Raw genomic sequence first — 23,964 nt, forward strand, 5'->3', positions numbered from 1 at the left:
CCTTTCGCCCCCCGCCCAGCCCCTCGCCATGAACGACCAGCAACTGCTCCGCTACAGCCGCCACATCCTCCTCGACCCCATCGGCATCGAGGGCCAGGAAAGCTTTCTCGCCGCCCGGGCCCTGGTCATCGGCGCCGGCGGCCTGGGCTCGCCGGCGGCGCTGTACCTGGCTGCTGCCGGCGTCAGCACCCTGGCCCTGGCCGACGGCGACACGGTGGACCTGACCAATCTGCAGCGCCAGATCCTGCACACGGAAGCCTCCGTCGGCCGGCCCAAGGCCGAATCCGGGCGGGACGCCCTGCAGCGCCTCAATCCGGAAACCCGGGTGGAAGTGATCGCCCGCCGCCTGGAAGGGGCGGACCTGGAGGCGGAAGTGGCCAAGGCCGACGTGGTGCTGGACTGCTGCGACAACTTCGCCACCCGCCACGCGGTGAACCGGGCCTGCGTCAAGCTGGGCAAGCCCCTGGTCTCCGGCGCCGCGGTGCGCTTCGACGGCCAGATCAGCGTCTTCGACACGCGCCAGCCCGGGGCGCCCTGCTACCACTGCCTCTTTCCCGAAGGCGAGGACGTGGAGGAGGTGCGCTGCGCCACCATGGGCGTCTTCGCCCCCCTCACCGGCATCATCGGCACCCTGCAGGCGGCCGAGGCCCTCAAGCTGCTGGCCGGCTGCGGCCAGACCCTGGGCGGGCGGCTGCTGCTGCTCGACGCCCTGACCATGGAATGGCGCACGGTGCGCCTGCAGAAGGACCCGGGCTGCCCGGTATGCGGGAGCCGATGAAGGGCGGCTGAAAGCACCAGGCCTGAAAGGCAATAGGGACGCCACTTTCCGCCGTGCATAGGCGAAGAATGGCGTCCCTATTGCCTTTCAGTGACGCTGTATTTGGGGAATATCCGCCGCCGGCTCAGGCCAGGCGGGCCAGGATGCGCAGGTCGCCGCCCACCTGGCGCAGGTCGTGCCACCGCAGGCGTTGCTGCTGCTCCAGGGAGGTCAGCTCGGGCAGGCCGAAGAGACCCAGGGCCGGGTTGCCCAGCAGGGTCGGTGCCAGGTAGAGCAGCAGTTCGTCCACCAGCCCGGCGGCCAGCAGGGCGCCGTTGAGGCCGGCACCGCCTTCCACGTGCAGTTCATTGATGCCCCGCCGCCCCAGCTCCAAGAGCAGGGCAGCCAGATCCACCCGGCCAGCGGCGTCGGGCAGCAGCAGCACTTCGGCACCTTGGGCCGCCAGGGCCGCGGCCTTGGCCGGGTCCGGGTTGGCGGTGGCGATGAGGACCGGGCGGCCGTCCAGCAGACGGGCCGTGGGCGGGGTTTGCAGGCGGCTGTCCACCACCACCGGGCGGGGCTGGCGCTCCGTGTCGACGCCCCGCACATTGAGCAGGGGATCGTCGGCCAGCACGGTGCCGCTGCCGCTGAGGATGGCACAGGCCCGGGCCCGCCAGCGATGGCCGTCCTGGCGCGCCTCGGCCCCGGTGATCCACTGGCTCTGGCCGTTGGCCAGGGCCGTCCTGCCGTCCAGGCTGGATGCGGCTTTCAGACGCACCCAGGGGCGTCCCCGGGTCATGCGGGAGACGAAACCGATGTTGAGTTCCCGGGCCTCATTGGCCAGCACACCGGCCCAGACTTCGATACCGGCCTGACGCAGGATGGCCAGGCCGCGGCCGGCCACCAGGGGATTGGGGTCTTCCATGGCCGCCACCACCCGGGCGACGCCGGCGGCTACCAGAGCCTCGGCGCAGGGCGGGGTGCGGCCGTGGTGGCTGCAGGGTTCCAAAGTGACGTAGGCGGTGACGCCCCGGGCGGCTTCGCCGGCGGCGCGCAGGGCATGGACTTCGGCATGGGGCTCGCCGGCCCGCACATGCCAGCCTTCGCCGACGACGACACCGTCCTTGACCAGGACGCAGCCGACCCGGGGATTGGGGGAGGTGGAGTACAGTCCCTGCTCGGCCAGGGCCAGGGCCCGGGCCATGTGGGCGTGGTCGGCAGCGGTGCCGGGGGCGGCGGGCATGAGATGAGGGGAGAATTACTCGTCGCGGGGGCGACGCACAGGCTTGCCCGGGGTCACTTCGCGCACGGCGTGGGAGAACTCGTCCACGTCCTCGAAGTTGCGATAGACCGAGGCAAAGCGGACGTAGGCGATCTTGTCCAGCTTCTTCAGTTCCCGCATCACCATCTCGCCCACCTTTTCGGAGGGGATTTCCCGCTCGCCCAGGGCCAGCAGTTTTTCTTCGATGCGGGTAATGGCGCCGTCCACCGCCTCGGTGGTCACGGGCCGCTTGCGCAGGGCCAGCCACAGGCTGGCGGAGAGCTTGTCCCGGTTGTAGTCCACCCGGGAGCCGTTTTTCTTGACCACCTGGGGCAGGCGGATTTCCGCCCGCTCATAGGTGGTGAAACGCTTGTCGCAGTTGAGACAGCGGCGGCGGCGGCGCACGATGTCGCCGTCTTCGTTGATGCGGGTGTCCACCACCGTGGTGTCCATCGCTCCGCAGAAGGGGCATTTCATCGCTGCGCCGCCCTGGCCGTCTTACTTGCCGTAGACCGGGAACTTGGCACAGAGGGCGGCCACCTTGGCGCGCACTTCGGCCAGCTTGGCTTCGTCGTTCGGCGCGTCGAGCACGTCGGCCACCAGATGGGCGATCTGCTCGGCTTCGATCTCGGTGAAACCGCGGCTGGTCATGGCCGGGGAACCGATACGGATGCCGGAGGTGACGAAGGGCTTTTCCGGGTCGTTGGGAATGCCGTTCTTGTTCACGGTGATGTGAGCCTTGCCCAGGGCGGCTTCGGCTTCCTTGCCGGTGATCTTCTTGGCGCGCAGGTCGATCAGGAAGACGTGGGACTCGGTACGGCCGGAAACGATGCGCAGGCCGCGCTCCTCGCCCAGGACCTTGGCCATGACGCGGGCGTTGTTGATCACCTGCTCCTGGTACTTCTTGAACTCGGGGGACGCAGCTTCCTTGAAAGCCACGGCCTTGGCGGCGATGACATGCATCAGGGGGCCGCCCTGGAGGCCGGGGAAGATGGCGGAGTTGAGGGCCTTCTCGTGCTCGGCCTTCATCAGGATGACGCCGCCGCGGGGGCCGCGCAGGGTCTTGTGGGTGGTGGAGGTGACCACGTCGGCGAAGGGCACCGGGTTGGGGTAGTAGCCGGCGGCGATGAGGCCGGCATAGTGGGCCATGTCCACCCAGAAGATGGCGCCGACTTCCTTGGCGATCTTGGCGAAGCGCTCGAAGTCGATGCGCAGGGCGTAGGCGGAGGCGCCGGCGACGATGATCTTCGGCTTGTGCTCGCGGGCCAGGGCTTCCATCTTGTCGTAGTCGATCTCTTCCTTCTCGTTGAGACCGTAGGAGACGACATTGAACCACTTGCCGGACATGTTGAGAGCCATGCCGTGGGTGAGGTGGCCGCCTTCGGCCAGGCTCATGCCCATGATGGTGTCGCCGGGCTTGGCGAAGGCCATCAGCACGGCCTGGTTGGCCTGGGAACCGGAGTTGGGCTGCACGTTGGCAGCTTCGGCGCCGAACAGCTTCTTCAGGCGCTCGATGGCCAGCTGCTCGGCCACGTCCACGTATTCGCAGCCGCCGTAGTAGCGCTTGCCGGGGTAGCCTTCGGCGTACTTGTTGGTCAGCTGGGAGCCTTGGGCTTCCATGACCGCGTTGGAGACGTAGTTTTCGGAGGCGATCAGTTCGATGTGCTCTTCTTGGCGACGATTTTCATCTTCGATCGCCTTCCAGAGTTCGGGGTCCACTTTCGCCAGGGTGTCGTTTGCGGAGAACATCGGTGCTGCCTCTCAAGCCGTTGAAAAAGGCGGAAATTGTATCATGCCAACCCCCGCCGCCACCCCTCCCGGGGAAAACCCTGCCCCAATTTGGGGCACCGCCCGGCAGAGTCAGCCCGGCAGCTCGTCCAGGGCGCCGTCTTCCAGGTGCCGGGTGCAGCTCCACTGGACGATGCGCCAGCCGGCCCCGTCCCTTTCCAGCCAGGTGATGCCGGCATTGGGGATGGTGAAATCCCGGGGCGCCGCCAGGGGGCGTCCCCGCACGTGGCGGTTGATGACGTCCAGCACCCCGCCGTGACACACCAGCACCACCGTTTCGCCCCGGTGTTCCGCCGCCAGGGCCTCCAAGCAACGGCTGACCCGGGCGGAGAAGTCCTCCAGACTCTCCCCCTGGGGAATAGGCAGTTCCGGCTGGCGCGCCTCGAAGGCCGCATAGGCGCCCGGATGCTGCTGCCGCGCCTCGTCGTAGGTGAGCCCCTCGAAAATGCCGTAGCTGCGCTCCCGCAGGGCCGGCCGCAGGCACACGGGACGCCCCAGATGGGCGGCGACGGCCTCCGCCGTGACCCTGGCCCGGGCCAGGTCGCTGCTGTACACCGCCGTCACCGTGCCGGCCTCGGCCGCCAGGCGCCGCGCCGCGGCCCGGGCCTGGCGCAGCCCGGTGGGATTGAGGCCGATGTCGAGATGGCCCTGGATGCGCCGGTCGGCATTCCAGAAAGTCTCGCCGTGGCGAATGACGCAGATGCGGGTGGGGGCTTTGACCATCGACGGCTCCGGCAACACAGGGCAAAAACCAGGGTTTTAGCAGACCCGGCGGCAGAAGGGAAACAGGGCGTCAAAATGCCAGCGTCACCGGCCGGAAAGCCGCTTCCGGCTAGGGTTTCCACCAATGGCCCGGCCCCGGCCCCTGTGCCACAATCGCCGCGCAATTTGTGGGATTGGGCGCCCGGCCGCCACCAACGAGGCCAGGACACCTCCCGCAAGACTCGGGCAGACGCGCTGCACGCCTGCCCTGGCCACAAGCCGAAATACAAGCGATGGGCCCAAGAAGCCCGGCATTTTCGACATCTCTGGAGGAACCAACCGTGACCTTTCTGCTCAGCGTCTCCCGCGGGATCGACGCCCTCAACGAGCGCGTCGGCAAAGCCGTGATCTGGCTGGTGCTGCTCATGACCATTCTCAGCGCCGGCAACGCCGTGATGCGCTACACCATCAATTACAGTTCCAACGGTCTGCTGGAAATCCAGTGGTACCTCTTCGCCGTGATCTTCCTCTTCAGCGCCGGCTACACCCTGCTGCGCAACGAGCACGTGCGCATCGACGTGGTGGCGGGCAAGTTCTCCCCCCGCGGCCAGGCCTGGATCGACATCATCGGCACCCTGCTGTTCCTGATGCCCATGGCCGTCCTGATCATGTACCTGTCCTGGCCCATTTTCATGAATGCCTGGGATTCCGGTGAAATGTCCTCCAACCCGGGCGGCCTGATCCGCTGGCCGGCCCGCCTGATGATTCCCGTCGGCTTCCTGCTGCTGGTGCTGCAGGGCCTCTCCGAACTGATCAAGCGCATCGCCTTCCTCCGCGGCCTGATCGCCAACCCCGCTGAAAAGCACAAAGGCCCCTCCGCCGAAGAAGAACTGGCGGCCGCAATCAAGGCCAAGAAAGGCGAGGCATAACCATGGAATTCCTGATCAACAACATGGCGCCGGTAATGTTCGGCGCCCTCGTCCTGTTCCTCCTCTTCGGCTACCCGGTGGCCTTCGCCCTGGCCGCCAACGGCATGGTCTTCGGCTTCATCGGCATGGAACTGGGTCTGCTCCACCCGGCCCTGTTCCAGGCCCTGCCGGAACGGGTCTTCGGCATCATGGCCAACGACACCCTGCTGGCCATTCCCTTCTTCACCTTCATGGGCCTGGTACTTGAACGCTCGGGCATGGCGGAGGATCTGCTCGACACCATCGGCCAGCTCTTCGGCCCCATGCGCGGCGGCCTGGCCTACGCGGTGATCTTCGTCGGCGCCCTGCTGGCGGCCACCACCGGCGTGGTGGCGGCTTCGGTGATCTCCATGGGCCTGATCTCCCTGCCCATCATGCTGCGCTACGGCTACGACAAGCGCCTGGCCTCCGGCGTCATCGCCGCCTCCGGCACCCTGGCCCAGATCATCCCGCCGTCCCTGGTGCTGATCATCATGGCCGACCAGCTGGGCAAGTCCGTGGGCGACATGTACGAAGGCGCCATGGTCCCCGGCCTGATCCTGACCGGCCTCTACGTCGGCTACGTCGCCATCCTCACCATCATCAAGCCCAATGCCGCCCCGGCCCTGCCCCTGGAAGCCCGCTCCCTGCGCGGCGCCAAGCTGCTGATGCGGGTGCTGACCTCCCTGGTGCCGCCCCTGGTGCTGATCTTCCTGGTGCTGGGCACCATCTTCCTGGGCATCGCCACCCCCACCGAGGGCGGCGCCATGGGTGCCAGCGGCGCCCTGATCCTGGCCCTGATGCGCAAGCGGTTGTCCGTCTCCCTGCTCAAGCAGGCCATGGACACCACCGCCAAGCTGTCCTCCTTCGTGGTCTTCATCCTGGTGGGTTCCACGGTGTTCGGCCTGGTCTTCCGGGCGGTGAACGGCGACCTGTGGGTGGAACACCTGCTGACCTCCCTGCCGGGCGGCCAGCTGGGCTTCCTCATCGTGGTGAACATCCTGGTCTTCGTCCTGGCCTTCTTCCTGGACTTCTTCGAACTGTCCTTCATCATCGTGCCCCTGCTGGGACCGGTGGCGGAAAAGCTGGGCATCGACCTGATCTGGTTCGGCGTGCTGCTGGGGGTGAACATGCAGACCTCCTTCATGCACCCGCCCTTCGGCTTCGCCCTGTTCTACCTGCGCTCCGTGGCCCCGGCCTCGATCAAGACCACCGATATCTACTGGGGCGCCGTGCCGTTCGTGTGCATCCAGATCATCATGGTGGCCCTCATCATCATCTTCCCGGGCATCGTCAGCTACGGCGATCCGGCCCACCGGGCCCCGACCCAGCAGGAATCCGAAGCCATGGACCTCAACTCCCTGATGCAGCAGCAGGAGGGAGAAGGCGGAGGCTCCGGCGAAGAGGGTCAGAACGAACTGCTCAAGCAGCTGCAGCAGAACAGCAACTGAGCCCAGGTTCATCCCTAGCTTGTGCCCGCCGGCAACCCCGGCGGGCTTTTTTTCGCCCGCCGCCGGCCGCGCCACCGAACGAGCGGCAATAAAAAAGGGAGCCGCAGCTCCCTTTTTGCTTCAAGCCGAAAAATCCCGGCTCAGCCCCACATGGCCCGCTCGATCAGACCCTTGACCGTCTTGGGGTCGAAGGGCTTGTCGCAGATGGCGGAAACGCCGGCCTGCTCCACCGCGGCCAGGCGGCTCATATTGGATTCGCTGGTGACCATCAGCACCGGCACGGTGGCCTGCCAGCTCTGCTGGCGGATGTACTCCACCAGGGCCTTGCCGTCCATTTCCGGCATGTTGTAATCGGTCAGAACCAGATCCACCATGGTTTCGCCGAGCACGGACACCGCCTCCTTGCCGTTGCTGGCTTCGAGGAAGTTCTCGATGCCCAGGTTCTCCAGGATGTGGCGCAGGAATTTGCGGGACACCGGGCTGTCGTCCACGATCAGTACCTTCAGGCTTTCCAGGTCCACCGGCACTTCCAGCTGGCCTTCCGGCTCCAGGTAGTCGATCACCGCGCGCAGGGCGGTGAGCAGCTGCTTTTCGCTGAAGGGCTTGGGCAGGATGCTGCAGGCGCCGGACTGGCGGATGGGGTCCAGCACCTTGGGCCGGGTTTCGCTGGAAATGAGCACGAAGGGCAGCATTTCCAGGTCATCGTCGGCGCGCATGGCGTAGACCAGCTCGGTGCCGGTCATGTCCGGCAGATACATGGCGCTGATGACCACGGAAGGCTTGGACCGGCGCAGCAGGGCCAGGGCATCGGCGCCGCTGGCGGCGATCTGCATGTTGGCGACGCCCAGGTTGCGCAGGAACTGGCCGACGATATGGGCCTGGGTGTGGGACGGTTCCACCAGCACGACCGAGAGGTCGGCGACGGAAGAAATCATGTGCATGGGGCTCCCCTCCTTCTATTGTGCCGGCCACTATAGCAAAAACCCCGGCGCGAAGCCGGGGCCGGAGTGGAGCGGAGGCGACTTACTGCTTGCCGCGGACGAAACGCAGGGTGGTGGCGGCCACCCGGGCGCCGTAGAGGCGGGCCGTTTCCAGGTCGCCGGCAGGGGGCGCCACGTCGGGGCCGACGTCGGAGTCGGACTGGGCCATGGCACCGTAGGAAGCACCCATGCGGTTCACGTCGTTGCGCTGGGCCTTGGAGCTGTTGGCCGGCAGCAGCCCCAGGCTGACCCAGATCATGCCGTGCTGCAGGGCCAGGGTGGCGAGGGCGCCCAGGGTGCCCTGCTTGTCGCCGTTGAGGGAGGCGGAGTTGGTGAAGCCGCCGGCCACCTTGTCCTGCCAGGCCCGGGTGAACCAGGCCTTGGAGGAAGCGTCGGCGAATTCCTTGAACTTGGCGGAGGGGCCGCCCATGTAGGTGGGGGCGCCGAAGATGATGCCATCGGCCCCATCCAGGTCGGCCCAGGGCACGGCGGCGATGTCGTCCAGGGCCACCAGCTGGGCGCTGGCGCCGGCCACCTCATTGACGCCGGCGGCGACGGCGGCGGCCTGCTTGGCGGTGTGGCCGTAGCCGCTGTGATACACGATGGCGATCTTTGCCATGAAACGCTCCTTCAGTCTGTCGGGGGTTGGGAAGTAGGGAATGGGAAATCAGGACCAACGGCAGGCAACGCTCAGGCCGCGGGCGGCAGGTCGAAGAGAAGGAACTCCCCCGGCTCGGCGCCGCCCTGGAAGGCCAGCTCGGATTCGTCGGCAATCTTGGCGCCGTCGCCGGCGGCCAGGGCCACGCCGTTGAGGCTGACCTGGCCGCGGATGACATGGACGTAGGCCAGGCGGCCGGGCGCCAGGGCGTGGCGCACCGCCTCGGCCGGCCCCAGGTGGGCCGCCAGCAGCAGGGCGTCCTGCTGGATCACGGCGCTGCCGTCGCGGCCGTCCGGCGAAGCCACCAGCACCCACTGGCTGGCGTTGTCCGGCGTAAACAGCCGGTGCTGGTCGTAGCTGGCCCTGCCGCCCTTGAGGGCCGGCTCGATCCAGATCTGCAGCAGATGGGTTTCCTCATCGGCGGAAGGGTTGAACTCGCTGTGCAGCACGCCCTTGCCGGCGCTCATGCGCTGCACCTCGCCGCGGCGGATGATGCCGCCGTTGCCCAGGCTGTCCTTGTGCTCCAGGGCGCCGGAGAGGATGTAGGTGACGATCTCCATGTCCCGGTGGCCGTGCATGGGAAAGCCGGTGCCCGGCGCCACCCGGTCCTCGTTGATCACCCGCAGCGCGCCCCAGCCCATTTCCCGGGGATCGTAGTAGTCGGCGAAGGAAAAGCTGTGTTTGGCCTGGAGCCAGCCGTGATCGGCCTGGCCCCGGGCGTCGGACGGACGTAGCTGGATCATGTCGGGCTCCTTGGCAAGAAGTATTGTTCATTTGCATTCATGGGTTGAAGCCATACTAAGCAATGGATTAGAGTGATTCCAGCGAAATGAACTCACCGATTCATTCAATTTCCTTCACCTATGCGCATCTCCCTCGACGCCCTGCAGATCCTTGATGCCATCGACACCCAGGGCTCCTACGCTGCCGCCGCCAGCCGCCTGCACCGGGTGCCCTCGGCCCTCTCCCACGCCATGCAGAAGCTGGAAGGGGAGCTGGGGGTGGAACTGTTCGAGAAGAGCGGCCGCCGCGCCATCCTCACCGCCGCCGGCCGCACCCTGCTGGAGGACGGCCGCCATCTGCTGCGCGCCGCCCTGGAGCTGGAGTCCCGGGTGAAGCGGGTGGCCACCGGCTGGGAAACGGAGCTGTCCATCGCGGTGGACTCGGTCATCCCCGGCGAGCGCCTCTACCCCCTGCTGCAGCGCTTCTACGACGAAGGCCACGGCACCCGCCTGCGCCTCTCCTACGAAGTCCTGGGGGGCTGCTGGGACGCCCTGACCACGGGCCGGGCCGACCTGGTGATCGGCGCCCCCGGCGACATGCCGGCCCGGGGCGGCATCGCCACCCGGCCCCTGGGCACCATGGAACTGGTATTCACCATGGCCCCCGGTCATCCCCTGAGCACGGTGCCCGAGCCCATTCCGGCCCACGAACTGGCCCGGTACCGGGCCGTGGTGCTGGCCGACACCTCCCGGGAACTGGCCGCCCGCACCAGCGGCCTGCTGGAAGGCCAGGACGCCCTGCGGGTGCCGGACATGCAGAGCAAGGCGGCGGCCCAGGCCGCCGGTCTTGGCGTCGGCCACCTGCCGCCCTGGCTGGTGGCGCGGGAAGTGGCGGCAGGCCGCCTGGTCACCAGGACCCTGGCCGAACCCAAGGGCAGCACCCCGCTCCACATTGCCTGGCGCCCCTCCCACGAGGGCCGTGCCCTGGCCTGGTTCCTGGCGGCCCTGGAGGACCGGGAGCTGTGCCAGGCCCTGACCGAGGGTCTGGCGTAAAGGGGGAAGCCGGCCCCCGGCTGGGGTAAAATTCCCGGATGACCGATCCCCGCTTCGTCCATCTCCGCCTCCACAGCGAATACTCCATCACCGACGGCATCGTCCGCCTCGACGACGCCGTGGCCCGCGCCATCGCCGACGGCCAGCCGGCCATGGCCCTCACCGACCTGGCCAACGCCTTCGGCCTGGTGAAGTTCTACAACGCCTGCCGCGGCAAGGGCGTCAAGCCCGTCGCCGGCGCCGACGTGTGGATCGCCAACGAAACCGAGACCGACCGCCCCTTCCGCCTGCTGCTGCTGGTGCGCAGCCACCGGGGCTACCTGCAGCTGTGCGAACTGCTGTCCCGGGCCTACCTGGCCGAAGGCCGGCGGGACCGGGCCGAGATCAAGCGGGCCTGGTTCGACGAAGTGGGCTGCGACGGCCTCATCGCCCTCTCCGGCGCCAAGGACGGCGACGTGGGCGACGCCCTCCTGGCCGGCAACCGGGACCTGGCGGCGGCCCGGGCCAGGGCCTGGAGTGCCCAGTTCCCCCAGGCCTTCTACCTGGAAGTGCAGCGGGCCGGCCATCCCCAGCAGGAGCAGCTGGTGTCGGCCACCGCCGACCTCGGCGCCGACCTGGAACTGCCCCTGGTGGCCACCCACCCGATCCAGTTCCTCGACGCCGACGACTTCAAGGCCCACGAGGCCCGGGTCTGCATCGCCGAGGGCTACGTCCTGGGCGACCGGCGCCGCCCCAAGACCTTCACCGAACAGCAGTATTTCAAGACCCAGGCGGAAATGGCGGAGCTTTTCGCCGACCTGCCCGAGGCCCTGGAAAACACGCTGGAAATCGCCAAGCGCTGCAACCTGACCCTGACCCTGGGCAAGAACTTCCTGCCCCAGTTCCCCACCCCCGACGGCATCTCCCTGGACCAGCACCTCATCAACGAGGCCAAGGCCGGCCTGGAAAAGCGCCTGGAACTGCTGTTCCCGGACCCGGAGGAGCGGCAGCGGCGGCGCCCGGAGTACGACGAGCGCCTGGAAATCGAGACCAAGACCATCGTGCAGATGGGCTTCCCCGGCTACTTCCTGATCGTGGCCGACTTCATCAACTGGGGGAAGCACAACGGCGTGCCCGTGGGCCCGGGCCGGGGTTCCGGCGCCGGCTCCCTGGTGGCCTACAGCCTGGGCATCACCGACCTGGACCCGCTGCAGTACGCCCTGCTGTTCGAGCGCTTCCTCAACCCCGAGCGGGTCTCCATGCCCGACTTCGACATCGACTTCTGCCAGGACAACCGCTGGCGCGTGATCGAGTACGTGCGCCACAAGTACGGCGTCGATGCGGTGTCCCAGATCGCCACCTTCGGCACCATGTCCTCCAAGGCGGTGATTCGGGACGTGGGCCGGGTGCTGGACCTGCCCTACAACTTCTGCGACTCCCTCTCCAAGCTGATCCCGGTGGAAGCCAACAAGCCGGTGTCCCTGGCCCAGGCCCTGGAAATGGAGCCCCAGCTGAAGGAGAAGATGGAGGAGGAAGAGGAAGTGGCCGAGCTGTTCGAGCTGGCCATGAAGCTGGAGGACTTGACCCGCAACGTGGGCATGCACGCCGGCGGCGTGCTGATCGCCCCGGGCAAGCTCACCGACTTCTGTCCCCTCTACGCCCAGCCCGGCTCCGACTCGGTGGTCAGCCAGTACGACAAGGACGACGTGGAAAAGGTCGGCCTGGTGAAGTTCGACTTCCTCGGCCTGCGCAACCTGACCATTATCGAGCTGGCCGTGGAGTACGTGGAACGACTCACCGGCGAAAAGCTGGACCTGCTCTCCCTGCCCTTCACCGACCCCGCCGCCTACCAGATTCTCAAGGACGCCAACACCACGGCGATCTTCCAGGTGGAATCGGAGGGCATGAAGAAGCTGCTGAAGAAGCTGGCCCCCGACCGCTTCGAAGACATCATCGCCGTGCTGGCCCTGTACCGTCCCGGCCCCCTGGGCTCGGGCATGGTGGACGACTTCATCCTGCGCAAAAAGGGCCAGCAGAAGATCGACTATTTCCACCCAGACCTGAAGGGCTGCCTGGACCCCACCTACGGGGTGATCGTGTACCAGGAACAGGTGATGCAGATCTCCCAGATCATCGGCGGCTACACCCTGGGCGGCGCCGACATGCTGCGCCGGGCCATGGGCAAGAAAAAGGCCGAGGAAATGGCCAAGCACCGGGAGACCATTGCCGAAGGGGCGAAGAAGAAGGGCTACGACCCGGCCCTGGCCGAACAGCTGTTCGACCTCATGACCAAGTTCGCGGAGTACGGCTTCAACAAGTCCCACACCGCCGCCTACGCCATGGTCACCTACCACACCGCCTGGCTCAAGGCCCACCACTGCTCGGCCTTCATGGCGGCCACCATGTCCTCGGACATGGACAACACGGACACCGTGAAAATCTTCTACGAAGACACGGTGAAAAACGGCATCAAGGTGCTGCCGCCGGACGTGAACCACTCCGACTACCGCTTCGTGCCGGTGGACGGCAAGACCATCCGCTACGGCCTGGGAGCGGTGAAGGGCACCGGCCAGCAGGCGGTGGAGTGCATCCTCGCCGCCCGCGCCGAAGGCGGCCCCTTCAAGGACCTCTTCGACTTCTGCCTGCGGGTGGACAAGCGCCTGGTGAACCGCCGTACCATCGAAGCCCTGATCCGCGCCGGCGCCTTCGACACCCTGGACCCGAGCCGGGACCGGGCCCAGCTCATCGCCTCCGTCAGCATCGCCATGGAAGCGGCCGACCAGGCCGAGCGAAACGCCCACCAGGGCGGCCTCTTCGAGATGTTCGGCAGCGGCGACGACGCCGTGGCCGAAGCGCCCCAGTACGTCAGCGTCCGCCCCTGGAGCGACAAGCAGCGCCTGCTGGAAGAAAAGACCGCCCTCGGCTTCTTCTATTCCGGCCATCCTTTCGACAGCATCCGCTGCGAAGCCAAGCGCTTCGCCGGCCGCCCCCTGAGCGCCCTGGCTCCGGCACGGGAGCCCCAGACCCTGGCCGGCGTGGTCATGGACCTGCGGGTGAAGATGACCAGCCGGGGCCGCATGGGCATCATCATCCTGGACGACGGCTCCTGCCCGTCGCTGGAGGTGACGGTCTACAGCGAGGTCTTCGACGCCCACCGCAACAAGCTGAAGGTGGACGAACCCCTGATCATCGAAGGCAAGGTGAGCAAGGATGACTTCCGCGACGGCCTGCGCATCGTTGCCGAGAATCTCTACACCCTGCCCGAAGCCCGCACCCGCTTCGCCCGCCAGCTGCGCCTGTCGATGAACGGCCAGGCCGATGCGCGCAAGCTGCAGGAGCTGCTCACCCCCTTCCGCATGGAAGGCGGCTGCCCGGTACGCATCGCCTACCGCAACGGCGAAGCCCAGTGCGAGCTGATCCTGGGCGAAGGCACCCGGGTGCGACCGGACGACGACCTGCTGCAAACCCTGCAGGACTGGCTCAGCCCCGCCGGCGTCGAGCTGCAGTACAACTAACCCCGGCCCGGCCGGGCCATGCTTCCCCCACTCCTGAGGAGCCCGCCATGAACTGCAAACCCCTTCTCGCCGTTGCCCTGGCACTGGCCCTGGCCGCCTGTTCCAAGGTCACCCTGGAAAACTACGGCAAGCTGAAAATGGGCCAGAAGTACGAGGAAGTGACGGCCATCATCGGCGAGCCCAGCCACTGCGACGAAACCCTGGGGGTGCGTTCCTGCGCCTGGGGCAGCGAACAGCAGGGCATCACCGTCAATTTCTTCGGCGGCCAGGTGGTCCTGCTTTCCGCCCGCAACCTGAAGTAGGTCCATGTCCGTCCGCCTCATCGACGGCGCCCTGCTGGCGGAGGTGACAGCCGAAGCCAAGTCCTCGCCCCGGCTGCGCAAGAACCGCAACTTCCATCCCCGGGACGACTACCCGGGCCACCGCCTGCTCAACGCCCTGGAACCGGGCTCCTACGTGCCGCCCCACCGCCACCTGGACCCCAACAAGGATGAAACCATGGTGGTCCTCAGCGGCCGCCTGGGCCTGGTGACCTTCGACGGGCAGGGCAACATCGCCGGCACTGCCGTGCTGGCCCCGGGCAGCCACACCCTGGGCGTGGACATCCCCCACGGCACCTGGCACTCCGTCCTGGCCCTGTGCCCGGGCACAGTCTTCCTCGAAGCAAAGTCCGGCCCCTACCTGCCCCTCACCGGCGACGAACTGGCCCCCTGGGCCCCGGCGGAAGGCCAGGTAGAAGCGGCAGCCTACCAGGCCACCCTGGCCCGCCTCTTCGCCGCCCCGGCAAGCTAAAAAAAAGGCCCGCTGGGGAGCGGGCCTGAACTTTCGAGAGGTGGTACAGGAACTCAGTCGAGGGCGATCTGGGCCTTCAGCCAGAAGGTGCGCCCGGGCTCGTTGATGCGTAGCGTCGACGCACCAAGGTAGCCGGCAATGTCGGAGCCGCCCTTGGACAGATGCTCGGCATAGACCTTGTCGAACAGGTTGTCCACGCCGGCACTCAGCAGGGCCTTCTTGTTGGGACGATAGCCGGCGTTGAGGGAGAAGATACCGAAGCCGCTGCTACGCCCCAGGTCCTTGCCGTTGAAGACGATGTTGCCGGAGCCCACGTCGTAACGGTCCTGGGCCGAAACGAGCCGGGCCAGGGCACCGAAGGAATAGGTCTTGTCGTCATAGGACAGGCCGACCCGCAGCTCCAGAGGCGGCTGCTGGGCCAGGGGCTTGTCGTCCGTATCGTTGCTGCCGCGCACGTAGGCCAGGGTGCCGTAGCCCTTCCAGGCGGAATTGAACTGGTAGGCCAGGTCGGCTTCGCCGCCGTAGATGGTGGCATCCACATTGCGCGTCACCGCCGTGCCGACCCAGCGGATCAGCAGGTAGTCCTGCACCTTGCTGTAGAAGCCGGAGACCGCACCGCTCCAGGGACCGTTGCGATAGTTGGCGCCCACGTCCAGTTGGGTGGTCTTTTCCGGCTTGACGTCGAGGAAGACGCTGGTGGCCGGCGCCAGGGGATTGCCCTTGCCCCGCTCCCAGAAATCGGCGGTCCGGCCGGCATGGCCCAGGCCGGCGTACCAGGTGCCGGCACCCTTGGCAAAGTCGTTCTCGTAACGCAGGAAGCCGCTGCCCAGGGTCTCCTTGTCGGTCTTACCCCGGGTGATGCTGGTGGCGCGCTTGTCCTGCACCTCATGCCAGTCCACACGCAGGCCGCCGATGACACGGCGATCCTCGGCCAGCAGGTGGGTGGCTTCGCTGAACAGGCCATGCTGCTTGAAGATCATGTCCTCGGCCCAGGCCGAGGACTGATAAGCCGTTTCAGCAGCGGAGGCACTTACCGGCGAGTCGCCAGAACGGAAACGGTGGGTATCTTCCTTCTGGTCCACGCCGATGGTGACCTTGGTGGCGTCGCCGGGAACCAGGGTGACGGAGAAGCGGCTGCCCAGGGTCTTGCGGTCTGGATTGCTGACCATGTACTTGGCCGTCGGCGGCTTGGTGCGCAGACTGTAGTTGTCCATCACGTGGTCCACGTAGTTGTAGTAGGCCAGGGCCTCAACCTTGTCCACCAGGGCGGAAAGCTTACGCTTCTCGAACTTCAGGGCCACGTTCTCCCGGGCGAACTTGGAGCCGTCCATGGAGCGGTCGGCGTAGGCCGCCTCGCCGTCGCTGCGGGCCAGGGACAGTTCCATGCGGGTGTTGTCGTCCGGCGTCAGGCCGATGGCTGCATTGTTGCTCCAGCGGGTGTAGCGGGAGTGCACGGTGTCGCCGTTGCCATCCTTGTAGTCGTCCGAATCGGCCCGGGTCGCCCCGGCCTGGACGTAGAAGTTGCCGTTGCCGGCCCGGATGTCGGCCATCTGGTCGTTGCGGCCGAAGCTGCCGAAGGTGAGGCTGCCATTGGCCTTCCAGCCGGCTTCGCGGAAGCGCTTGATATCCTTCTCGAACAGCACCACCCCGGCCGACTGGCCAGCGCCGTAGAGCACGCTTTGGGGGCCCTTGAGCACCGTCACGCGGTCGTAGGATTCAGGATAGACATAGGCCGTCGGCGGGTCCATGCGGCCGCCGCAGCCACCGTAAATTTCCTGGCCGTCCAGGAGGATGCCCAGGCGGGAGCCGGAAAAGCCCCGCAGCACCGGGTCACCGTCGGTGCCGCCCTTGCGGATGACGGAAAAGCCCGGGATGGTCTTGAGGAAGTCGGCACCATCGTGGGCCGGCAGCGGCTGGCGTGGGGCTTTGGGGTCGGTGACGACCTTGAGCGGCTCCTCCATGCGCGGGGCGGTGACGACCACGGTGTCGAGGGTGGTGCCGTCTTCAGCAACGGCCACCAGTGGAAATGCGAGGCAAATGGCCAGACTGAGCCGGCTAGGCATGAACTGCATGATGCTCCCCTGAGATGTTATTGACTGCTTTTCAGGGGTGGGATTCTGGCGGTAGCGGCGCCAGGCGGGAATGTGACACGGTGTCGCACCGAAGTAGTGCCAGGCCATCTGCACGCCCTGCAGCATAAAAAAAGCCACCGTTGCCGGTGGCTTTTCGGGCGACGCCCCGGAGGGCGGACGCAGGACTCAGAGAGCCTCGGCGTTCTCGGCGAGGTACTTGGCGACGCCCTCGGGGCTGGCGGTCATGCCCTTCTTGCCCTTGTTCCAGCCGGCGGGACAGACTTCGCCATGCTCTTCGGTAAATTGCAGGGCATCCACCATGCGCAGCATCTCGTCGATATTGCGGCCCAGGGGCAGGTCGTTCACCACCTGGTGGCGCACCACGCCGGCCTTGTCGATCAGGAAGGAGCCGCGGAAAGCGACGCCGGGTGCAGCTTCCACGTCGTAGGCCTGACAGATTTCATGCTTGATGTCGGCCACCAGGGGATAGCCGACCTGGCCGATGCCGCCCTTCTCGACGGGAGTGTTCTTCCAGGCCAGGTGGGTGAACTGGGAGTCGATGGAGCAGCCCACCACTTCGACGCCGCGCTGCTTGAATTCGGCCAGGCGATGGTCGAAGGCGATCAGTTCGGAGGGGCAGACGAAGGTGAAGTCCAGGGGGTAGAAAAAGAGGACGGCGTACTTGCCCTTGATGTGCTCGGAAAAGGTCACTTCCTTGATTTCGTTGTTGCCGAGGACGGCCAGGGCTTTGAAATCGGGGGCTTGTTTACCGACGAGAACGGCCATTGTTTTTCTCCTGAATGACGGGGATGGGGGAATCGGGATCGGGGTCTGAGCCCCAGGCCAGACGCCATGGTTGGCGCCCATGCCAGCGCTTTTCGAATCTAACCGAGGGTCAGGACGCTGTCAATTTCGCGCCAGGTAAGGCTCGAAGCCCGGCAACAGACCGATAGCCCGGGCCGGCAGGGGTTCGGGCACCAGGCTGCCCTGGAATACCGCCTCGATCACCGGCGGCTCCCGCCAGGGCTGGTCCATGAAGGTCAGTCCGGCCTCTTCCACCAGGGTGCCCGCCCAGTAGGCCCGGGAAATCTCGCCCAGGGTATCCAGGTCCAGGTTGTGGGGCAGGTGCAGGTAATCGATCCAGTTGGCGTCGTGGTAGGAGCAGGTATAGGCGCCCCGGGTGGTGACCCGGGTCAGCAACTTGCCGAAGACCCGGCCGGGATGCTTGTTGCGGTAGTTCTCCGCGTCGGTGCGGGTGGCAAAGAGGAACTGGGCGTGCAGGCGGGAGGGATAACGCTCGAAACTGCGCTGGCGAAAAAACTCCAGGTTGTATTCGGCGAAGTAGTTGTGCACCAGCTGGGGATTGATGCCGGAGGGAAAGACGGTGCGCGGCTCGGCATGGGGGCCGCCGCTCTGGAAATCCCATCCCGGCAAGGACTCCTCCGGCTCTAGCCAGACATAGAGTTCGAGGGGGGCGGCGCCGCGCAGGAGATTATCCATGACGGCATTGTGTCAGAGGCTGGGGCGCTGTTCAAAACCTTCTGTCGGATCGGCTTCCGGCGCGGCTTCCAGGATCTCCACCCCACTCACCCGGGCGGCCGGCGGTCCCTGGGCGGCCCAGGCCAGCAGCCCGGCCACCGCCTCGGCTTCGCCCCAGGCCAGGGCCTCCACCGAACCGTCGCTGCGGTTGCGCACCCAGCCCCTCAGCCCCAGGCCTTGGGCCTCGCGGCAGAGGGACCAGCGGAAGCCGACACCCTGCACCAGACCGCGCACCCGCAGCCGCACCGCCCGTTCAGGCATGGGACGGGGAGCCTCCTGCCTCATCCCGGGGCAGCAGGATGGCGGCCCGCTGCCAGGCCTCGGCCAGGCTGGCCACCAGGTTGTCCGTCCCCACGTCGTCGGCAAAGCCGGAGCGGGACACCAGGGAACCGGGCTGGGCATTGAGCCCGGCCAGGATAAGGCAGCCGCCCCGCTTGGCCAGCATGCGCTGCAGGGCCTCCAGGGTGTCCAGGCCGGTGGTGTCCAGGTTGATCACCTGGTGCAGGTCCAGGATCAGCACCTGGGTACCCTGGGCATGCTGATCCAGCAGGGTCTGCAGCTTGCCCACGGCGCCGAAGAAAAGGGAGCCGTAGAGGCTGTAGGCCGCCACCGGCTGGCCCGCCGCCCAATCGGGCAGGCTCAGGGGCGCCACCTTGGTCAGCTCGGACATGCGGTAGATGAAGAAGAGGGAAGCCAGCACCATGCCGATCTCCACCGCCAGGGTCAGGTCGAAGACCACGGTGATGAAGAAGGTGGAAAGGAGGATGGCCCGGTAGTTCATGGAGTAACGGGGCAGTTCCTTGAACTCGTGCCACTCGCCCATGTTCCAGGCCACCACCATGAGGATGGCGGAGAGGGTGGCCAGGGGCACGTCGCTGGCCAGGGGGGCCGCCACCAGCACCACCGCCAGCAGGGTCAGGGCGTGTACCATGCCGGCCACCGGAGTACGGCCGCCGGCCCGCACATTGGTGCTGGTGCGGGCGATGGCGCCGGTGGCGGCAAAACCGCCCACCAGGGGAGCCACCACATTGGCGACGCCCTGGGCCAGCAGTTCCTGGTTGGGATCGTGGCGGTCGTCGATCTGGCTGTCGGCCACCCGGGCGGAGAGCAGGGACTCGATGGCCCCCAGCAGGGCAATGGTGATGGCCGGGGAAATGAGGTTGCGCAGGGTGGACAAGGTCAGCTCGGGAAAGGCGAAGGCCGGCAGGGACTGGGGAATGCCGCCAAAGCGGCTGCCGATGGTCTCCACCGGGAATTCGAGTAGGGACTGGGCCACCGTGCCGGCGATCAGCACCGCCAGGGGGCCGGGCAACTTGCCTAGTAGGGGCAGCTTGCCGGCCACCTTCTTGTTCCACAGCACCAGCAGCACCAGGGAGGCGGAAGCCAGGGCCAGGGTGGGCAGATCGGTGTTGGGCAGGTTGGCCGCCAGCACCTTCATCTTGGCGAAGAACTCGGCCGGCAGGGCCTCCATGTCCAGGCCGAGGAATTCCTTGATCTGGCTGATGAAGATGAGCACGGCGATACCGTTGGTGAAGCCGATCACCACCGTCACCGGGATGAAGCGGATCAGGGCGCCGAGGCGGGCCAGGCCCATGCCGATGAGGATCAGCCCGGCCAGCATGGTGGCGATGAGCAGGTTGGCCAGGCCGTATTGGGCGACGATGCCGTAGACGATGACGATGAAGGCACCGGTGGGGCCACCGATCTGCACCCGGGAGCCGCCCAGGGCGGCGATGATGAAACCGGCGACGATGGCGGTCCAGATACCGGCCGCCGGATCGACGCCAGAGGCGATGGCGAAGGCCATGGCCAGGGGCAGGGCCAGGACGCCGACAGTGAGGCCGGCCGACACGTCGCGCCCGAACTGGGCCCGGTCGTAGTCAGGCAGGCAGTCCAGGAGCTTCGGTCGGAAAGCGCTCATTGTTGTGCTGTGCTGTCTTGTGGGGGAACCTGTTTCAGGGTCTCGCGCAGGATCTGGGCGGCGGCCCAGAGCATGAGACCCAAACCGGCGAGGGTGCTGAGGATGGCCTCGCCCATGGAGGACGGGAAGTTGCGGAAAAACAGGGGTTCCTTGCCCGTCAGGTAGGCCAGACCGACGGCGAACGCCACCATGCCGGCCACGTCCAGGAGGGCGAAGCCGACGATGGGCAGGGTCAGGGAAAAGCGCCTTTTACCTTGGGGCAGGATCATGGCGTCAGCCTAGGGCCCGGGCCTGACACAGAACTTACAGGCTGAATTTTTAGCAAACTTAGACCCCTTGGTTATTTCACCCGCATCCCGGGCTGGGCGCCGGCATCGGGGGAAAGGATGTACAGGCCGCCGGTCTTGCCTTCCGGATCGGAGGCCGCCAGCACCATGCCTTCGGACATGCCGAACTTCATCTTGCGCGGCGCCAGATTGGCCACCATCACCGTCAGGCGGCCCACCAGGGCGGCCGGATCATAGGCGGACTTGATGCCGGCGAAGACCTGGCGTGGCTTCTCCTCGCCGATATCCAGCTGCAGGCGGATCAGCTTGTCGGCGCCTTCCACATGGCTGGCGTCCACGATCTTGGCGATGCGCAGGTCCACCTTCATGAAGTCGTCGATGGAAATGTGGGGGCCGGTCTCGGCGGCGGCCTGGGCCACCTGGGCTTCCTTCTGCTGCTTTTCGGCGTGGCGCTGCTGGGAATGCTCGGCGCCCTTCTCCGCAGCCTTGGCCGGGGCAGCTGTAACGGCGGGCGCCAGGGATGCCTTGTTGGCCTCCACCAGGGCTTCCACCAGCTTGGGGTCGATGCGGGTCATGAGGTGCTCGTAGGGCTGGATGGCATGGCCGGCGGCCAGCACGGCATTGACGTCGTCCCAGGCGAAGGGGGCGACGTTGAGGAAGGCGGCCACCTTGTCGGCCAGCACCGGCAGCACCGGCTTCAGCAGCACGGTGAGCAGGCGGAACAGGTTCAGCGCATTGGTGCAGGCGGCGTGCAGGGCCGCGTCCTGGCCTTCCTGCTTGGCCAGCTCCCAGGGCTTCACCGTGTCCACATACTGGTTAACGCCATCGGCCAGGGCCATGATTTCCCGCAGGGCACGGCCGAATTCCCGGTTCTCGTAGTATTCGGCGATGCGCGGGGCCGCTTCCCGGATGGCGGCGTAGGGGGCCAGGGACTGGTCGGCCACGGCCAGCTGGCCGTTGAAGCGCTTGGCGATGAAGCCGGCGGCGCGGCTGGCGATATTCACGTACTTGCCCACCAGGTCGGAATTCACCCGGGCGGTGAAGTCGGGCAGGGACAGGTCGATGTCTTCCAGGGTGTTGGTCAGCTTGGCGGCGAAGTAGTAGCGCAGCCATTCCGGATTGAGGCCCTGCTTGAGATAGCTTTCGGCGGTGATGAAGGTGCCGCGGGACTTGGACATCTTCTGCCCGTCCACGGTGAGGAAGCCGTGGGCGAAGACCTTGGTCGGCGTACGGAAGCCGGCCTGCTCCAGCTCGGCGGGCCAGAACAGGGCGTGGAAATAGAGGATGTCCTTGCCGATGAAGTGATACAGCTCGGCCTGGGAATCCTTGGCCCAGTATTCGTTGAAATCCAGGCCCTGCTTCTCGCACAGATTGGCGAAGGAGCCCATGTAGCCGATGGGGGCGTCGAGCCAGACGTAGAAGTACTTGCCGGGGGCGCCGGGAATCTCGAAACCGAAATAGGGGGCGTCCCGGGAGATGTCCCAGTCGGTCAGCCGGTTCTCGCCCTCGGCCCCCAACCACTCCTGCATCTTGTTGGCGGCCTCGGGTTGCAGGCGCCCCTCTTCCCGGGTCCAGCGGCGCAGGAAGTCCTGGCAGCGGGGATCGGAGAGCTTGAAGAAATAGTGGTCGGACGAACGCATTTCCGGCTTGGCGCCGGAGACGGCGGAGTACGGGTCCTTCAGGTCGTTGGGGGTGTAGGCGGCACCGCAGACCTCGCAGTTGTCGCCGTACTGGTCCTTGGCGCCGCACTTGGGGCACTCGCCCTTGATGAAGCGGTCCGGCAGGAACATCTCTTTCACCGGATCGTAGAACTGCTCGATGGAGCGCACCTCGATAAGGCCGGCCGCCTTCAGCTTGCCGTAGATGTCTTCAGCGCAGCGGCGGGTTTCCGGGGTGTTGGTGGAATAGTAGTTGTCGAAACCCACCAGGAAGCCGGCGAAGTCCCGCGTGTGCTCGCCGTAGACCCGCTCGATCAGGGCTTCCGGGGTGATGCCTTCGTTTTGGGCCCGCAGCATGATGGGCGTGCCGTGGGTGTCGTCGGCGCAGACGTACCAGCAGTCGTGGCCCCGCATTTTCTGGAAGCGCACCCAGATGTCGGTCTGGATGTACTCCACCAGATGGCCCAGGTGGATGGAGCCGTTGGCGTAGGGCAGTGCGGAGGTGACGAGGATCTTGCGCTTCATGGGGGAGCCTGAAAAAGTCGGAGCAAAGGCGGGAGTTTACCAAACGCGGGGCCCAGGACCCGGCCCGGCCCCGGAAAAGAACGAAAAGAAGCCGGCCCGACGGCCAAGGAGCGCTTTGGGCCGGCCCCTGCCTTGGGGTATACTCGACAAAATCACTCAAGTATCAGGCTTCCCACAGGAGTTCCCTGCCATGACCATCAGCGTCGCCGACGTCCACACTGCCCTGCAGTCCCTGATCGACCCCAATACCCAGAAGGACTACGTTTCCTCCAAGGCCGCCCGCAACATCAAGGTGGACGGCAACGACGTCTCCCTGGACATCGAGCTGGGCTACCCGGCCAAGACCCAGATCGACGCCATCCGCGCCCGGGTCATCGCCGCCATCAAGGCCCTGCCCGGCGCCGGCAACGTCTCCGCCAATGTCTATGTGAAAATCGTCTCCCACACCGTGCAGCGGGGCGTGAAGCTGCTGCCGGGCGTCAAGAACATCATCGCCGTGGCCTCCGGCAAGGGCGGCGTCGGCAAGAGCACCACCGCCGTGAACCTGGCCCTGGCCCTGGCCCAGGAAGGCGCCACAGTCGGCCTGCTGGACGCCGACATCTACGGCCCCTCCCAGCCCCAGATGCTGGGCCTGGCCGGCAAGCAGCCCGAATCCAAGGACGGCCAGAGCCTAGAGCCCCTGGAGGCCCACGGCATCCAGGCCATGTCCATCGGTTTCCTCCTGGAAGACGTGGAAACCCCCATGGTCTGGCGCGGCCCCATGGTCACCCAGGCCCTGGAACAGCTGCTGCGGGACACCAACTGGCGCGACGTGGATTACCTGGTGATCGACATGCCGCCGGGCACCGGCGACACCCAGCTGACCCTCTCCCAGAAGGTGCCGGTGACCGGCGCCGTGGTGGTCACCACGCCCCAGGACATCGCCCTCATCGACGCCCGCAAGGGCCTGAAGATGTTCGAGAAGGTGGGCATCCCCATCATCGGCATCGTTGAAAATATGTCCATCCACATCTGCTCCAACTGCGGCCATGAAGAACACATCTTCGGCCACGGCGGCGGCGAAAAGATGTGTAAGGACTACGACGTGGAATTCCTCGGTGCCCTGCCCCTGGAGCTGGCCATCCGGGAAATGGCCGATACCGGCAAACCCACCGTGGTCGGCGCTCCCGATTCCCGCCCGGCAGAGATCTACCGGAGCATCGCCCGCCGGGTGGCGGTGAAAATCGCCGACAAGGCCAAGGACCTGACCAGCAAGTTCCCCAATATCGTGGTGCAGAACACCTGAGCCAGCACCGGGGGCGAAGGCCAGCCTTCACCCCCGCTACCCCATTGATCCGGTGGCACTTTTCCCCCAGCC

At 66.5% G+C, this 23,964-nt stretch carries 22 protein-coding genes; 8 read left to right on the forward strand and 14 right to left on the reverse strand.

The window, feature by feature from the left end; genetic code table 11:
• Nucleotides 1–28 precede the first annotated feature (28 nt).
• Nucleotides 29–778, forward strand: coding sequence for a HesA/MoeB/ThiF family protein (locus AC1RTA_RS13170; RefSeq protein WP_492784961.1), 750 nt, complete (start codon nt 29–31; stop codon nt 776–778).
• Between the two features lie 124 nt (nt 779–902).
• Here AC1RTA_RS13170 and ribD read toward each other — a convergent pair whose 3' ends face one another.
• From ribD to AC1RTA_RS13190, 4 genes are all read right to left on the reverse strand, one after another.
• Nucleotides 903–2,000 carry a bifunctional diaminohydroxyphosphoribosylaminopyrimidine deaminase/5-amino-6-(5-phosphoribosylamino)uracil reductase RibD gene (gene ribD, locus AC1RTA_RS13175; protein ID WP_492784952.1) on the reverse strand — a complete coding sequence of 366 codons (1,098 nt, stop codon included), beginning with the start codon at nt 1,998–2,000 and terminating at the stop codon, nt 903–905.
• A gap of 15 nt (nt 2,001–2,015) precedes the next feature.
• Nucleotides 2,016–2,495 carry a transcriptional regulator NrdR gene (gene nrdR, locus AC1RTA_RS13180; protein ID WP_043797837.1) on the reverse strand — a complete coding sequence of 160 codons (480 nt, stop codon included), beginning with the start codon at nt 2,493–2,495 and terminating at the stop codon, nt 2,016–2,018.
• A gap of 21 nt (nt 2,496–2,516) precedes the next feature.
• A complete protein-coding gene (gene glyA, locus AC1RTA_RS13185) occupies nt 2,517–3,767 on the reverse strand; it encodes a serine hydroxymethyltransferase (RefSeq protein ID WP_014236366.1) in 1,251 nt (416 codons plus the stop codon).
• Between the two features lie 111 nt (nt 3,768–3,878).
• Nucleotides 3,879–4,529 carry a histidine phosphatase family protein gene (locus tag AC1RTA_RS13190; RefSeq protein ID WP_492784953.1) on the reverse strand — a complete coding sequence of 217 codons (651 nt, stop codon included), beginning with the start codon at nt 4,527–4,529 and terminating at the stop codon, nt 3,879–3,881.
• Between the two features lie 320 nt (nt 4,530–4,849).
• Between AC1RTA_RS13190 and AC1RTA_RS13195 the strand changes: the two genes are divergently transcribed.
• Both AC1RTA_RS13195 and AC1RTA_RS13200 read left to right on the forward strand, forming a co-directional pair.
• Nucleotides 4,850–5,437 (forward strand): TRAP transporter small permease subunit, encoded by a 588-nt coding sequence (locus tag AC1RTA_RS13195; RefSeq protein ID WP_014236364.1) that lies wholly within the window; start codon nt 4,850–4,852, stop codon nt 5,435–5,437.
• Nucleotides 5,438–5,439: 2 nt separating this feature from the next.
• On the forward strand, nt 5,440–6,906 hold the full coding sequence (locus AC1RTA_RS13200; protein ID WP_492784954.1) for a TRAP transporter large permease: 1,467 nt from the start codon (nt 5,440–5,442) through the stop codon (nt 6,904–6,906).
• A 140-nt stretch (nt 6,907–7,046) separates the two neighbouring features.
• Here AC1RTA_RS13200 and AC1RTA_RS13205 read toward each other — a convergent pair whose 3' ends face one another.
• The 3 genes from AC1RTA_RS13205 to AC1RTA_RS13215 all read right to left on the reverse strand — a co-directional run bounded on the left by AC1RTA_RS13205 (nt 7,047) and on the right by AC1RTA_RS13215 (nt 9,287).
• Nucleotides 7,047–7,847, reverse strand: coding sequence for a response regulator (locus AC1RTA_RS13205; RefSeq protein WP_416243198.1), 801 nt, complete (start codon nt 7,845–7,847; stop codon nt 7,047–7,049).
• A gap of 82 nt (nt 7,848–7,929) precedes the next feature.
• Nucleotides 7,930–8,505: a flavodoxin family protein gene (locus AC1RTA_RS13210; protein WP_130459362.1), complete on the reverse strand. Its 576-nt coding sequence runs from the start codon at nt 8,503–8,505 to the stop codon at nt 7,930–7,932.
• A 71-nt stretch (nt 8,506–8,576) separates the two neighbouring features.
• Entirely contained in the window at nt 8,577–9,287 is a 711-nt protein-coding gene (locus tag AC1RTA_RS13215) for a pirin family protein (RefSeq protein ID WP_152090477.1), read from the reverse strand.
• A 120-nt stretch (nt 9,288–9,407) separates the two neighbouring features.
• On the opposite strand from AC1RTA_RS13215, the gene AC1RTA_RS13220 reads away from it, so the two are divergent.
• Genes AC1RTA_RS13220 through AC1RTA_RS13235 form a run of 4 tightly spaced genes read left to right on the forward strand, consistent with a single transcriptional unit; the run spans nt 9,408 to nt 14,605 of the window.
• Nucleotides 9,408–10,319: a LysR family transcriptional regulator gene (locus AC1RTA_RS13220; protein ID WP_130459364.1), complete on the forward strand. Its 912-nt coding sequence runs from the start codon at nt 9,408–9,410 to the stop codon at nt 10,317–10,319.
• A gap of 38 nt (nt 10,320–10,357) precedes the next feature.
• On the forward strand, nt 10,358–13,813 hold the full coding sequence (gene dnaE / locus AC1RTA_RS13225; RefSeq protein ID WP_492784955.1) for a DNA polymerase III subunit alpha: 3,456 nt from the start codon (nt 10,358–10,360) through the stop codon (nt 13,811–13,813).
• Between the two features lie 47 nt (nt 13,814–13,860).
• On the forward strand, nt 13,861–14,115 hold the full coding sequence (locus tag AC1RTA_RS13230; protein ID WP_014236357.1) for a hypothetical protein: 255 nt from the start codon (nt 13,861–13,863) through the stop codon (nt 14,113–14,115).
• 4 nt (nt 14,116–14,119) lie between these two features.
• A complete protein-coding gene (locus AC1RTA_RS13235) occupies nt 14,120–14,605 on the forward strand; it encodes a WbuC family cupin fold metalloprotein (RefSeq protein WP_492784956.1) in 486 nt (161 codons plus the stop codon).
• Nucleotides 14,606–14,658: 53 nt separating this feature from the next.
• Here the strand turns inward: AC1RTA_RS13235 and AC1RTA_RS13240 are convergent, their stop codons facing one another.
• The 7 genes from AC1RTA_RS13240 to metG form a co-directional block, all read right to left on the reverse strand.
• The gene (locus AC1RTA_RS13240) at nt 14,659–16,623 is read right to left on the reverse strand and encodes a TonB-dependent copper receptor (RefSeq protein WP_492784957.1); all 1,965 of its coding nucleotides are present in this window, start codon (nt 16,621–16,623) and stop codon (nt 14,659–14,661) included.
• Nucleotides 16,624–16,863: 240 nt separating this feature from the next.
• Complete coding sequence (locus tag AC1RTA_RS13245) at nt 16,864–17,463, reverse strand: peroxiredoxin (protein WP_014236354.1); 600 nt, start codon at nt 17,461–17,463, stop codon at nt 16,864–16,866.
• 120 nt (nt 17,464–17,583) lie between these two features.
• Nucleotides 17,584–18,177: a hypothetical protein gene (locus AC1RTA_RS13250; RefSeq protein WP_014236353.1), complete on the reverse strand. Its 594-nt coding sequence runs from the start codon at nt 18,175–18,177 to the stop codon at nt 17,584–17,586.
• 12 nt (nt 18,178–18,189) lie between these two features.
• Nucleotides 18,190–18,477 carry an acylphosphatase gene (locus tag AC1RTA_RS13255; protein ID WP_014236352.1) on the reverse strand — a complete coding sequence of 96 codons (288 nt, stop codon included), beginning with the start codon at nt 18,475–18,477 and terminating at the stop codon, nt 18,190–18,192.
• Nucleotides 18,470–20,137 (reverse strand): SulP family inorganic anion transporter, encoded by a 1,668-nt coding sequence (locus AC1RTA_RS13260; RefSeq protein ID WP_492784958.1) that lies wholly within the window; start codon nt 20,135–20,137, stop codon nt 18,470–18,472. Before AC1RTA_RS13260 ends, AC1RTA_RS13255 begins: the two co-directional genes overlap by 8 nt.
• Entirely contained in the window at nt 20,134–20,406 is a 273-nt protein-coding gene (locus tag AC1RTA_RS13265; RefSeq protein ID WP_014236350.1) for a hypothetical protein, read from the reverse strand. Before AC1RTA_RS13265 ends, AC1RTA_RS13260 begins: the two co-directional genes overlap by 4 nt.
• A 71-nt stretch (nt 20,407–20,477) precedes the next feature.
• Complete coding sequence (gene metG / locus AC1RTA_RS13270) at nt 20,478–22,607, reverse strand: methionine--tRNA ligase (protein ID WP_492784959.1); 2,130 nt, start codon at nt 22,605–22,607, stop codon at nt 20,478–20,480.
• A gap of 190 nt (nt 22,608–22,797) precedes the next feature.
• Between metG and apbC the strand changes: the two genes are divergently transcribed.
• On the forward strand, nt 22,798–23,892 hold the full coding sequence (gene apbC, locus AC1RTA_RS13275) for an iron-sulfur cluster carrier protein ApbC (RefSeq protein WP_492784960.1): 1,095 nt from the start codon (nt 22,798–22,800) through the stop codon (nt 23,890–23,892).
• Nucleotides 23,893–23,964: the final 72 nt, after the last annotated feature.

The sequence above is a fragment of the Azospira sp. MPR-E4 genome, assembly GCF_058809645.1.